The sequence below is a fragment of the Antribacter soli genome (assembly GCF_021568775.1).
Lineage (GTDB): Bacteria > Actinomycetota > Actinomycetes > Actinomycetales > Cellulomonadaceae > Antribacter > Antribacter soli.
This window is the reverse complement of record NZ_JAKGSG010000045.1, coordinates 69,525-82,028: the sequence shown is the minus strand read 5'-3', so window position 1 is coordinate 82,028 and position 12,504 is coordinate 69,525. Positions and strand designations below refer to the sequence as shown.

Here is a 12,504-nt window from a genome sequence, read left to right as displayed (position 1 = left end):
GCACGGCGGCGATCGCGAGCACGGGCGGCTCGCGCCACAGGATCGCCGGGGTCGGCATCGGCGCCATGGCCATGGCCCGCACCTCGACGTCGGCGTGCGCCGGGTCGCTGTCGACCTTCAGGAACACCTCGCCGACGCGCAGCGTCGCGCGCTGGCTGTGGGCGACGACGACTTCAACGTCGTCCATACCGGCCATCCTGGCGCTGGTTGCCGCCGATGGCGCCGGATTTTGCGGGTGGCGACACCACCACCGGCGTCGATACACGGCCTGACGCACCCGGCAAGTGGATCGCTGACCGACGCACCGTCGTCAAGGCTGTCCGGCATCTCGTCGGGAAAGACGACGCCGTGCGCTAAGCGCCGGACCGCACCAGAGTGCCCGTGATCAGCGTGGCCACGGCGCTCTCCAGGTTGGAGCGCAGGTCCAGTTGGAGCTCGGCCAGTGACGGGTCGACCTCGTAGGCGGCGAGGGTACTTGCGGATGGCCGACAGTACGTCGACAGCGCGCCTGCCAGGATCAGGGTCGTCATGCACACCGTCCTGGCGCCGTCGCCGAGTTCCGGCACATGGCGGCGGATCAGCTCGACCGTGGCCCCAAGGGTGGCGATGACGGACCGCTTGTGGCGTACGACGACGTCGACGGACACGTTGTGCTCCAGGACCCCGGCCTGCGCGTTGGCGAGATCGCACAGCACCGTGTGGCGGGCCAGTGACCGGCCGAGAACCGCGGCCACCTGGTCGCCACGCTCCCTCGCCGGGAGGCGCGGGTCGACGCCGGCGGCGAGCTCCTCCGACACCTCCGCGAGCCACGTCTGCAGGGCACCGTCCAGCAGCTCGAGCAGTACGGCCTCACGGGATTCGAAATAGCGCAGCACGTTGGACTTGGCCAGCCCCACCCTGCGGCTCAACTCGTTGAGGCCTACCTCGGCCACCGGCATCTCGTCGAGCATCGCCATCGCCGCGTCGAGGATCGCCTGGCGCCGGATCTCTCGCTGCTCCTCACTGCGCGCTCGCTGGAATGTCATACCGTCAGTTTACAGACCGGCAGTCTCTTGACAAGAGACCGTCGGTCTCTTACGGTCGACCTGACATCAGACCGACGGTCCGTAAGAGGGAGAACGACCATGAGCGAAAAGTGGACTGAGCGCGACATTCCCGACCAGAAGGGCCGGGTGGCGGTCGTGACCGGCGCCAACACCGGCCTGGGCTTCGAGACCGCACGGGCCCTCGCAGAACACGGAGCGACGGTGGTACTGGCCGTGCGAGACGTCGAGAAGGGCAAGAAGGCGGCCGCCCGCATCTCCGGTGACCTCACCGTGCAGGCACTGGACCTGACGTCGCTCGAGTCCATCCGCGACGCGGCGGCAGAGCTGCACACCAGGCACGCTTCGATCGACCTGCTCATCAACAACGCCGGCGTGATGTACCCGCCCAAGCAGACCACGCGGGACGGGTTCGAGCTGCAGTTCGGCACCAACCACCTCGGGCACTTCGCGTTCACCGGGCTGTTGCTGGACCTGCTGCTGCCCGTGCCAGGCTCCCGCGTGGTGACGGTCAGCAGCCTCGCGCACCGCTTGGGGGGCGCCGCCATCCACTTCGACGACCTGCAGTGGGATCGGTCCTACGACCGGGCCGCGGCCTACGGGCAGTCGAAGCTCGCGAACCTGCTGTTCGCCTACGAGCTGCAACGCCGCCTCGCGCCGCAGGGCACTACGATCTCCGTCGCCGCCCACCCGGGCCTCGCAAACACCGAGCTGCTCCGCAACGCTCCCGCTGCCTTCCGTCTGATCGGACCCATCGTCGCACCCTTGATCAGCCAGGACGCGGCGATGGGGGCGCTACCAACCGTGCGCGCCGCCACCGACCCGGCCGTCCTCGGCGGGCAGTACTACGGACCTGATGGAAGGGGCGAGCGCCGCGGGGACCCACACCTGGTCGCCTCCAGCCCGCAGGCCCAGAACGGGACCATCCAGCAACGCCTCTGGACCGTCTCCGAGGACCTCACCGGCGTGAAGTTCCCCGAGACGCAGCCAGAACTGATGGAGCAGATCAAGTAGCCGGCCCGCATCTGCGACGAGCTCGGCTACACCAACCTGTCCACCGTCAACCGGCAGTTCCTCGCGGAGATGGGCGCCACGCCCCGGGAGTACCGGAGGCGCGAGCCGCCCACCCGGCCCTGCGGAACCTGCGGGTGAGTCACCCGGTGATGTAGTCCTTCAGCTGGTCGCGCTCGTCCTGCACCTCTGTGATCCGGTGCTTGACCACGTCACCGATGCTCACGATCCCGGTCAGCCGGCCGTCCACGAGCACGGGCACGTGCCGGATCCGGCGCTCCGTCATCACGGGCATCAGCTCGTCGAGCGTGACCTCCGGCCCGCAGGTGTGCACGTCGGCCGTCATGATGTCCCGCACCGCACCGTCGAGGATTGCGTCCCCGTCCGAGTGCAGCCGACGGACCACGTCGCGCTCGCTGACGATGCCGTCGACGCCGACGCCGTCGTCCGAAACCACGACCGCGCCGATCCTGTGCTCGGCGAGCAGGGCGAGCAGCTCACGCACGCTCCGGTCCGACGAGATGGTGATGACCGCACTGCCCTTGCGCCTCAATGCCTCTGTGACCCGCATGTTCCGAGAACCTCCTTCGCACGCTGGCAAGGCCCGCGTCGTTGCGGACTCCCCCAGGACCGTACGACACAGGATCGGTTCGATGGCGTGCGACGCGGCCGCGGCGTCTGCAGCCACGTGAGCGTGGCCTCCGCGAACACCGCCGCGACGCCGAGGTCGCTCGCGACGACCGTTCCCTCACGTGATCGCCGAAGTAGGCGTCGCGAGCCGTTCGTCTGCTGTTCACACACCCGAGGCCGACCGGTTAGTTCCATTCGTGACGATTGCGACGCACGAGCGAGACCGTCCGTAACGTACGAGCGAGAGGTGACTCATGGCTGACCTCGTCGTCACCTCGGTCGCCGTCGACGAGGCCGCGAAGCAGCTGGCGGCGATCGTGGACGAGTTCAAGAACATGGAGAAGCTGTGGGAGGACGGCGCCGTCTGGGGTCACGACACGGTGAAGCGGGCGATGGACGACTTCGTCGAGGACTGGTGGGTCAAGCGGGAGAAGCTGACCACGAACCTCTCGGACCTGCAGAAGAAGATGGAACAAGCGGCCGAGCAGTGGAACAACCTCGAGATCGAGCTCGCGGCATCGTTCGACGAGCAGTAGGGGGTGGACGATGAGCGACACCCGGGCCGGGGACTGGCATCTGCTCGGATACGACTCAGACCCCGTGCCGGCGAATGTGACCGGCCTGGACCCGGTGATCAGGCACTACGAGGACATCGCCCTCGCGATGACCACGCAGGCGAAGCTGCTCAAGAAGATCGGCGACGGCGACGAGACCCTGCTCAAGGGCAAGGCGGCCGACGCGATGCGCAAGCGGTCCCGGGAGAGCGCCGACGCGCTGAACAAGGCCTCGGAGCGGTACGTCGACGTCCGCGACGCGCTCCGCGTGTTCCGGCCCGAGCTCGAGTTCGCGCGATCGGAGACCGGCCTGGCGCTGAAGGAGGCCCAGGACGCGGCGGCGAACCAGTCGGCCGCGGAGGGCATGCCCGATCCGGTGAACGCCGACCGGCCGGACGACGCGCCCCCGCTCACCGACACGGAGAAGCGAGAGTCCCAGAACCGCACCGGCAAGATCGACGCCGCGAAGGGCAGCCTCGAGGCGGCCAAGGCGAAGGCACGCGTCGCCATGACGAGGTTCGACGAGGCCGCGACCACCGCCGCGAACAAGATCCGGGAGAACTGGGGCGACGACGGGCTGCACCACAGCGGCTGGGAGGCGTTCCTGCACACGCTGAACAAGGTCCTGAAGAAGCTCGTCGAGGTCCTCATGTACATCGGCATGGCGTTGGCGGTGCTGAGCATCCTCATCCCGGGACTCGGCATGCTCACACTCCTCAGCGTGGTCGTCACGGTGGTCTCGGTAGTGGCCAGCTTCATCCTGGCCGTCCAGGGCGAGGGCAGCTGGCTGAGCGTCATCATCGGCGTGCTCAGCCTGGGCCTGATCGGGGTGGCGGCAAAGATGGCCGGCGGGCTCAAGGGTGTCCAGGCCGCACAGCTCGGGCGCGGGGCCGGGGCGTTCACCAATCAGAACCGGCAGCTCCAGTTCTTGTTCCGGGACCGGGAATGGCTGCGGAGCATGGTCAGCATCGGCCGGAACCCGGACCTGACGCGCCGGATCAACGATCTGACGATCACGATGGCGCCGTTCGCGAAGAACCTCCGCGGCTGGCAGGAGTTCGCCGGCAAGACCAGCGTGTCTCCCGGCTGGTGGCAGATCACCAACCCGAAGTACCTCGCGACGGACTTCAGCCGCTTCATGGACCGCATCGGCGGCGGCACGTGGCGCTGGGACCGCCTCATCGGGATCAGCGACATCAAGGACGTGCAGAAGATCAGCGCAGCCCTCAGCCAGCTCGGGATCGCGGGCTTCACGATCAAGCCGTGGATGTACCTCGGCCCCGTCTCGTACACCTTCGGGTGGGCGATGCGGCCGTTCAGCCTGATCAACCCGTCGAACTTCAACCCCGGCGATCCGCGCTGGAGCCTCGACGGCTGGCGCGACGCCGACTACAGCGGCCTGTACGGGGAGAACCCGGTCCTATGACGACGTCGACGGATCGCGCGCCCGCAACCGGTCAGACCCGGTGGGCCTGGCGGGTGGACCCGCCCGACGGCTGGCTCGTCGTCCCGTCCGCCGTGACCGAGGACCACGAGGACGTCGCGACGTGGGAGCGGGAGGCGACCGCCGCGGTGCGCGCGTCGCTCGAGCCGCAGCCCGGCGACGACGGCGAGCCGGCCGAGCTGGACGACGCCGCGCGATCCGCCCTCGACCGGGCGGCCGCCGAGTCCGTCGCCAGCCTCCGGGAGTTCGCCGACGGTATGGCGCCGGCCGGACATCGTGTCGCCGCCGCGGTCGGGGTGCTCGGGCGCGGCCCGGTGCCGGTGCTGGTCGCCGTCGGGGTGAGCGACCCGGCTGAGCCCGACGACGGCCTCATGGCCGCGCTGGGTGCGACGGGCGGCTACCCCGCCGCGCCGCCGGACATCGAGTACCTCGACCTGCCGGACGGCGACGGGGTGCGGGTGGTCCGCCTCGACGTCGGCGAGGTGACCGGGGGCGCCTGGATGAGCGTGTGCCTCGGGCGGCGCACCGAGCACCCGGACGCCGTGGTGGACACGGTGCTGGTGTGGCGCACCCAGGACCTCCTTCTCGGCGCGGCGATGGTGGAGCTGCTCGACGAGCTCCTGCCTGCTGTGCGGATCACCCGGGGCGGGACATGACTCGGCCGACGGTCGACGTGGCGAGCGGGACCCCGGAAGGCCAGTCAGTGGACAGGAGACCGACCGACGAGTGGGCCTTCCTGCTTCCCCCCGGTTGGGCGCGGTTCCCGGCCGGCGAGGCCGCTGCCGGGGTGGTGTACCTCCCGGTCGAGCCGATGGAGGGGATGATCATCCCGGCCTCCATCACCGAGACCGAGCTCTTCGGCGTCGTCGGCCGCAGCCCGGTCGAGGTCGCGACCAGCGTCCTGGGCGACGGATACGACGAGAGCGAGCCCGTCGAGCTCGATGGGCGTCCGGGGGTGCGCGCGACGAACACACGGCACGAGGTAGAGCATGCGGGCGACCGGCCGGCGGTGATCACGCGCCAGGTGGCGTACGTCGTCTCCCGGGACGAGGCAGACGGCGACTGGCTGGTCCTGTCCTTCAGCACCGTCTGGGACAGCCCCGACACGGAGCGTCTCGCCGAGGCGCTGGTCCTCTTCTTCGACGCCGTCATGACCACCTTCCGGTGGACCGGCCCCGGCCTGAACCCCGTGAACCTGCGGAAGCAGATGGTTCCCGGCTCCGCGTCTCGTCGACTCCCCTAGTCGTCGAGGAGGCACGCCAGCCCCGCGCATGGCACGTCCAGCACCGCGCGCTCGGTTGTCGCCGGGCAGTACTCCGTGCCGCCGATCGGCCGTGGTGCCCGGTATTCCGCGGTGTAGCCCAGCAGGACGTCGTCGGACGCGCCGAGCATCGTTCGCGATCCGCCGGTGTACTCGTAGGTGGCTCGCCCGTCTGCGTCGGTGGTGCCCGCGCCCCCTCCCATCGCGGTCTCTGCACCCTCTGGGTCCCGGTAGACCGGGAAGAACTCCAGCTCAGCGCCTTCTACGGGTCGACCGTCCGCTGTCAGCCGAGCCGCCAGGGCGAAGGCTTCCGACTCCGTGGCCACGGTGACGTCGTCCGCGACCAGCTCCGTCGGCGAACAGGAGGCGTAGCCGCTGCCGGTTCCGCAGCCCGTCAGGAGTCCTACGACGTACGTGAGTGCGAGTACCCGCCCGGCAGTCGCAACGGTCCTTCGGTTCATAGGCAGAGCTCGTATCCGTCGTCGGGGTTTGCGGGGTCGTCCGTCCGGGCGTCCTCTTCGTCCGCGGGGCCGAACGGGTTGAGCAGGTACATGGTCGTCAGGTGGAGGCCGACCGAGCGCAGGTTCTCCGAGATCGGGGCGGGGAACGGGTCGACGTCCAGGTAGTTGATGACCTGGTTCCCGTCGGAACCGGCGATCTCGATGTGGTTGACCTGCGCCTGGGTCTTGCCCGGGTCCGTGTAGATCGGGAGGTCCGGCGCCAGCGGCAGCGGCACGGTCCCCGCAAGGCCCCAGTGGCCGTCGCGGGAGACGTGGAACCGGGTACCGGTGACCGTCTCGCCCTCGTCGAGCAGGAGCAGAGGAACGTCGGTCGGATCGCCCCCGCCGAGATAGTCGATCCTGAAGTTCATCGCCACGTCCGGTTCGATCGTCATGCCGGCGATGTCGATGGTGAGGCTCCCGTAGTCGCCGCTCACGCCGGTGGCCAGCCAGCTGACCCCGCGGCTCGGCAGGAGTGCGACGTTCGCCACGTCGGTGAACTGGACGGTCATGTCGTCCACGGAGATCTCGGGCACGTTGACGTGCCCGACGAGCGATCCGGTGGCGACGTCGATGCCCGCACACTGGAGAGCGACGACCTCCTTGTCGAACGTGTACGGCGCGAACGCGCTGTTGATCGACGCACCAAGGGCGATCCGATCGGTGACGTACTCTCCGGAGTCGATCTGGATGCCGTCCGGGCCGACGATCACGCCCGTCTTCGCGCCGAGGTTGTCGAACTCGACGACGACGTTGCCCGCGATCGAGATCGGCACGCCCGCGATCGGGAACGCCGCGATGAGATCAGCCTCGACCTCGACAAGGCCGTCGAGCGTCGACCCGTCTCCGTCGGACGCCGTCGCGTCGTAGACGACGGGCGGTACGGCCATCGAGTCCTCGCCTGGCGACCCGGCGACCCTGAAGGTGAAGGCGTCCGGTACGTCGGTCAGGCGGAAGAGTGCCGAGCCCGTCCCGGCAGGTAGCTGGCCTCCGAGGACTGCTGTCGCCATGATCTCCAGGGTCTCGACGGGCGCGGCGAGGTTCGTCGTGATCGCGCTCTCCTCGCCGAAGTCACCGGTCACCTCGAGGGTGCGCGGGACCGGGTCCAGGTAGACACGGCCGCGCCAGTCACCGTAGTCGGCGGTCTCGGCGTCTGCCTGCGCGGTGAGCGTCCCGACGTCGGCGGAGGCTTCGTAGCCGAGTGCGAGCTCCTTGCCCTTGCCCTTGGCCCCGAACCGGAACGGCCCGAGGAAGACGTCGACCGTTGCCGGGAGACCGTCGAGAGTGACCAGGCCCTCGGCGCGGGGAACGTCGACGAGAGTCCCGAGTGCCTCGACGTAGAGGCGCAGGCTGCCGCCCGGAGCCCGGAGCCCGTCGATGTCGACGGTCTGACGGGCCACGTCGACGGCGACGAGCGTCGGCAGGCCGGGCAGGTTCAGATTCATCACCGCGCCGAAGCAGCCGTCGACGACCGCGCAGAACTCGGGCAGCAGCTCCTCGGAACAGCCCTGACCTGGTTCGCACGCCGACACGCGGGCGGCGACGCCGTTGTCGAAGAGCGGCGCGCCCAGTCCTTCGAGGGCCGCGATCTTTCCGGCTTCGGCGTGCAGGCGCAGGCCCGTGGTGGTGTCGGCGGTGTAGGTGTACTTGCCGTCGGCGATCTGCATGGTGACGGCGTTCGGTGTGCGCAGCTGACCGGACAGGGCGAGCCGGGTGTCGTCGACACCCCCGGCCTCTAGGACGACGTCGGCGTCGAGACCGACGATCTGGGCCGCGACGTCGAGGTCGAAGCTCTGTGTCGACCCCTGAGTCCCGTAGGTCGCACTGGACAGCCCCGAGACCGAGGCGCTGGCGTCGATCGTCCCTGCGGACTCCCGGTACCCGACGGCCAGGTGGGACCCGACGGGTGCGGTGGCCCCGGCGTGGTTGGTCACGGCGGCGGCGGCACGAGCGAGAGTCCCGGCGGAGCTGGTGAAGCCGAACGTCCCGTTGCCCCAGCCGACCTGGAAGCCGGAGGGGATTCCTGCGATCTCGAGCCAGGCGCCCCACGTGTCGCCCTGGTAGGGAAGGTTGTTCGCGAGCACGGTGACCCCGCCGAGAGGCGCGGACGTGGTCCCGGTCATCAGCGAGCCCGCCATGTCGATGGCGACCTCGGCCTGTGCAGGGATTTCCGTCAGGGCCGCGTCGAGGTATCCCTGCTCGGCCCCGGTCACCGCCAGACCGATCCGGGCGACTGATGCGGAGTTCGTCATCGTCACGGTGGTCTGCTGTCCGATCACCGCCGCCAGGTCGAACGCCTGTGGCAGGCCCGAGACCTCGGCGCGGGCCCGCAGGTGCGGGAAGGCCTCGTACGACGTGTCGGCCTGGGCGCGCAGGGTCAGGGCGCCGAGGGCTGCGCTGGCGTCGTAGCCGGCACGGATGGTCCCGTCGCCAACGGTGATCGGCCCGACGGTCAGGTCCAGGCTGTCCGGCAGGCCGGTCAGCTCGGCCTCGGCGCGCAGGTCGGGCAGGTCGTCGATCATGCCGATCAGCCGGACGTACGCGTTCAGGGTGTCCGACGGCGACCGGTAGCCGGTCAGCGTGACGGTGCGGTTCGCGAGGTCGGCGGTGACCTGGGTCGGCAGTCCCTGCATGCTGATCGTCCCGACCAGGCCGAGGCATCCGGTGCCTTCGGGGCAGAAGGGCGAACCCGCCTCGGCGGCACATCCCGCGCCCGTCGTGCAGGTGCGGGCCACCGCGCCGACGCCGTTGTCGTACAGCGGTGCACCGAGGCCGCCGAGGGCGGCGATCTTCCCCAGACGCGCCTCGAGGGTCAGGCCGATGTGGCGGTCGGCCGTGTAGGTGAGCCGCTCGCCGGTGAAGGTGACGTCCATGGTGGCCGGCAGGTTGTCCACCCGTCCCAGCACTGCCAGCTGGGTGTCGTCGGTGCCGTCGGGTCCGGCCAGCACGGCGTCGACGTCCACGTGCACCGGGTCGCCGCCGGTGTCGGTCTCGAGCCGGAAGTTCTGTGTCTCGCCGGTGTCGGCGTACTCCACGTGCGACAGGTTCCTGGTCCGCACGGCGGCTTCGATGTCCCCTGTGGACTCGTGGTACGTGGCGGCGAGGCGCAGGCCGGTCGGAGCGGTGTGGCCGGGGTGGTTGCCGGCGTACAGGTCGATGCTGTCCATCGTCCCGGTCAGCGCCCGGGCGCGCACGGCGCCGTCGGCCCAGTCCGCGTCGAACCGGGTGGGGATCCCGTCCAGGTCGGCCCCGGCGGTCCAGGTCCGGCCGGCCAGGTCGAAGCGGGCCGTCAGGTCGATCCCGCCCAGCCGGGACGACAGGGTCCCGTCGAGGTGCTGGGTGCTCAGGTTCATCCCGACGTCGATGGTGGCGGGGATGTCCTCGATCAGCGCAGAGAGGTACTGGTCCCCGGTCGGGTCCAGGTTCGCGACGTGGTCCGGGCTGGCGAAGAAGTCGACCTGCGGCACGCCGGAGGACGCCTCGTACACGATCCGAGGCGTCTCTCCCATCGCGTAGTCCAGCGCGACGGTGGCCGGTACCTGGTGCACGGCGGCGGTGACCGACGGGCCCTCCTGGGTGTTGGTGTAGGCCATCGAGGCGAGGCCGATCATCTCGCTGGCCGCATACCGCACCTGCTGGTCGACCGTCGAGACGTCGATCCTCGCGTCGGCGGGGAGGTTGGAGATGTGCGCCCGCGCGCGGTGGATGCCGTCGAGGTTGCCGGCGGCGTCGAAGGCCTGCCCGCCCGGCACGAACGACGTCGTCACGCGTGGGTGGCCGTCGAAGTAGGCGTCCACTCGCCGCAGACCGGTGACGCGAGCCGAGACGCCCAGGTCGGCGCCGTCGGTCACGAGCGTGACGTGGTCCCCGGTCGCGGGCGGGTAGTCGGCGAGGCCCTGGGAGGCGTCCACGAATGCTGCCCCCAGCGTTCCCGGCGCGTCGAACAGGGCCCGGCCCGAGGCGGCGTCGGCGATCAGGGAGACCTGGGTGGGGATGTCGTCCAGGCCGCCGCGCAGCACCAGCTCGCCGGCCCGGTCGAAGTAGGCGACCTGGATCCCGGTCATGCGTGACGCTGCGGCATAGTCCAGCGTCACGGAGCCCGACGGCGCCGTGGCCAGCGCCGCGTCGAACGAGGCCGGCAGATCCTGCGCCGTGGCCTGGGTGGCCTGCGTCAGGTCGGTCCCGCCGGCGTAGGTGTGGTCGGCGAACAGCAGGTCGTTGATCGCCGAGTCCGCCTCATAGGCAAGATCGGCCCGGTCCCCCGTGCCGCTCCAGGTCAGCTGCGCGCTCACGGAGGTGGGCACCTGGTCGACGACGGCCTGGACGAACCGGTCCTCGGGCGCGTCACCGCTGCGGGCGTTCGCCAGGACGATGGCGTCCAGCCGCGTCTCGGTCGTGCTCGTCACGTCCACGCTCGCCGTCTGGTCGCGCTCCTCGGTGGCGGGCTTGACCTCGACATCCGTGGAGAACAGGGTCGGCACGGGCGAGAAGCGCGCCGAGGCGACCGTCGGGTCGAAGGCCTCACCACCCTCGGTGTCCGCCACCGAGGAGAACCCGGCCGTGACGGCCATCGCGTCCCCCGCGCCCAGCTGGGCCAGGTGGGCGTTGATGTCGAGCTCTCCGGCCAACGTCGAGAACGGGGAGAACGTGAACAACCCCAGCGTGGCGCTCGACAGCGACGTGCCGCGCCGGTACCCGTCGAAGCCCACCGACAGACGCTTCGCCCCCGGGATGTCGTACACCGCCCACACGTGCGCCGGCAGGTCCTCGCCCGCGTACTCGCTCGTGGGCAGCCGCACCTCCAGCATCGCCAGCCCGAGGTGGACCACCTCCAGCAGCGCGGTCGTCTTGGCCGCCACCTGAGCCGTCAGGTCCTCGACCAGGCCCTGCAGCTCCAGGACCTCCAGCAGGGCGCCCGGGTGCGTGAGCAGGTAGAGCGGGTCCTGGATCAGCTCCAGCAGGTTCGCCAGCCGGTCCTGAGCGTCCGCCAGCAGCTCCTGCGCCTCCAGCAGCTCGTTCACCGCAGCCGTGACATCGTCCACCGACGCAGCGGGCAGCAGGTCGGCAAGCACGTCCGGGGAGCCGTCACCTGTGGCGTCGACGATCGCCGGAACCGCCAGCGGCAGCCGCATCGAGCAGGAGACACCCTGCGAAGCCGACTCCGAGCACACCCGATAGGTCACCCGCGGCACACCGTCGGGCAGCGCCTCGAGGATCGCCAGCGGGTCGACTCCCAGGTCCGTCGCCAGCTCCACGCCCGCCAGAGCGGTCTGCAGCTCGAGCCGCGTCGCGATACGCGACGCGTCTGCCGGGGTCGACGTGTCGATCTGCGGCTGGAGGTCCTCTGCATCCAGGTCCGGAGCGCCGTCGCTCAGTCGACCTGCCGCGTCCAGTGTCGCCAGGGCGTCCGCCGCTGTGGCGTCGACGAGCTCGCTCGCCGGCCGCGTCGGCAAGGCCACCGACCCCGGACCCACCGCCGGCTCCGGCGTCACCTGCTCCGTCGGCACGTCAGGCCTGCCCGACACCGGATCCAGACCGGGAAGCACCCCGACCTCCTGCGTCGCCTTGTTCGGCTCGCGCTGCGTGACCACTTCCTCGTCCGGGCCCGGGTCCAGTGCCGGCAGGTCCTGGATCTGCTGCGGCAGTACCGGCGTGTCCAGCACAGTCACCTCGGGGGCGTTCGCCGACGACGGCGGCTCCGGTTCCGTCTCGCTCGCCGCGGCGGGCGAGACTCCTACCCCGAGCAGCAGAGCGGCAGTGGCGAGCATGGCGAGCAGGTGACGCAGCGTTGCGACCATCGGGCAGTCCCATCTGGAGGTGGGGAACCGAGCTGTGCAGGTGCTGACCTTGTGGGAGCGCTCCCCCAATACCGGGGCAAACGGCACAATACACGCCGCGACAAATCTGCGACAGGGTGAAATTACCCCGACGTCGGCCTCGGCGCTCGCGCGAACTCGATGTGATGTCCAGGGATCCCCGTGGTGGTGACAAGCTCGCCCGGCGCGAGCCGGCGACCGGGCGGTGGGAGCTGGACCACGCCGGCGGGTACGGTCGTGTGGGA

10 protein-coding genes and 1 pseudogene are annotated in these 12,504 nt (G+C 70.2%); 6 read left to right on the top strand and 5 right to left on the bottom strand.

The genetic code is table 11. The features are described from left to right. Positions 1–187: pseudogene (locus L1785_RS16810) on the bottom strand (aminoglycoside phosphotransferase family protein); the annotation flags it as partial. Positions 188–353: 166 nt separating this feature from the next. After that, complete coding sequence (locus tag L1785_RS16805; RefSeq protein ID WP_236090438.1) at positions 354–1,025, bottom strand: TetR/AcrR family transcriptional regulator; 672 nt, start codon at positions 1,023–1,025, stop codon at positions 354–356. A 99-nt stretch (positions 1,026–1,124) separates the two neighbouring features. Here L1785_RS16805 and L1785_RS16800 point away from each other — a divergent pair, with 99 nt between their 5' ends. Together L1785_RS16800 and L1785_RS23415 are read left to right on the top strand one after the other, a co-directional pair. Next, a complete protein-coding gene (locus L1785_RS16800) occupies positions 1,125–2,057 on the top strand; it encodes an SDR family NAD(P)-dependent oxidoreductase (protein WP_236090437.1) in 933 nt (310 codons plus the stop codon). A gap of 9 nt (positions 2,058–2,066) precedes the next feature. Then, entirely contained in the window at positions 2,067–2,195 is a 129-nt protein-coding gene (locus L1785_RS23415; RefSeq protein ID WP_372461879.1) for a hypothetical protein, read from the top strand. Position 2,196: 1 nt separating this feature from the next. On the opposite strand, the gene L1785_RS16795 is transcribed toward L1785_RS23415, so the two are convergent. Then, positions 2,197–2,625: a CBS domain-containing protein gene (locus L1785_RS16795; RefSeq protein ID WP_236090436.1), complete on the bottom strand. Its 429-nt coding sequence runs from the start codon at positions 2,623–2,625 to the stop codon at positions 2,197–2,199. Positions 2,626–2,938: 313 nt separating this feature from the next. Between L1785_RS16795 and L1785_RS16790 the strand changes: the two genes are divergently transcribed. The 4 genes from L1785_RS16790 to L1785_RS16775 are packed head-to-tail and all read left to right on the top strand — an operon-like array spanning position 2,939 to position 5,925. Further along, complete coding sequence (locus L1785_RS16790) at positions 2,939–3,220, top strand: hypothetical protein (RefSeq protein ID WP_236090435.1); 282 nt, start codon at positions 2,939–2,941, stop codon at positions 3,218–3,220. A 10-nt stretch (positions 3,221–3,230) separates the two neighbouring features. Beyond that, positions 3,231–4,664 carry a hypothetical protein gene (locus tag L1785_RS16785; protein ID WP_236090434.1) on the top strand — a complete coding sequence of 478 codons (1,434 nt, stop codon included), beginning with the start codon at positions 3,231–3,233 and terminating at the stop codon, positions 4,662–4,664. Then, positions 4,661–5,338, top strand: a complete 678-nt coding sequence (locus tag L1785_RS16780; RefSeq protein WP_236090433.1) for a hypothetical protein — start codon at positions 4,661–4,663, stop codon at positions 5,336–5,338. The genes L1785_RS16785 and L1785_RS16780 overlap by 4 nt, the downstream gene beginning before the upstream one ends. Positions 5,339–5,385: 47 nt before the next feature. Continuing rightward, positions 5,386–5,925: a hypothetical protein gene (locus L1785_RS16775; RefSeq protein ID WP_236090432.1), complete on the top strand. Its 540-nt coding sequence runs from the start codon at positions 5,386–5,388 to the stop codon at positions 5,923–5,925. Here L1785_RS16775 and L1785_RS16770 read toward each other — a convergent pair. Then, positions 5,922–6,404 carry a DUF4198 domain-containing protein gene (locus L1785_RS16770; protein ID WP_236090431.1) on the bottom strand — a complete coding sequence of 161 codons (483 nt, stop codon included), beginning with the start codon at positions 6,402–6,404 and terminating at the stop codon, positions 5,922–5,924. The genes L1785_RS16775 and L1785_RS16770 overlap by 4 nt on opposite strands. Further along, complete coding sequence (locus L1785_RS16765; RefSeq protein WP_236090430.1) at positions 6,401–12,241, bottom strand: hypothetical protein; 5,841 nt, start codon at positions 12,239–12,241, stop codon at positions 6,401–6,403. Before L1785_RS16765 ends, L1785_RS16770 begins: the two co-directional genes overlap by 4 nt. Positions 12,242–12,504 lie beyond the last annotated feature (263 nt).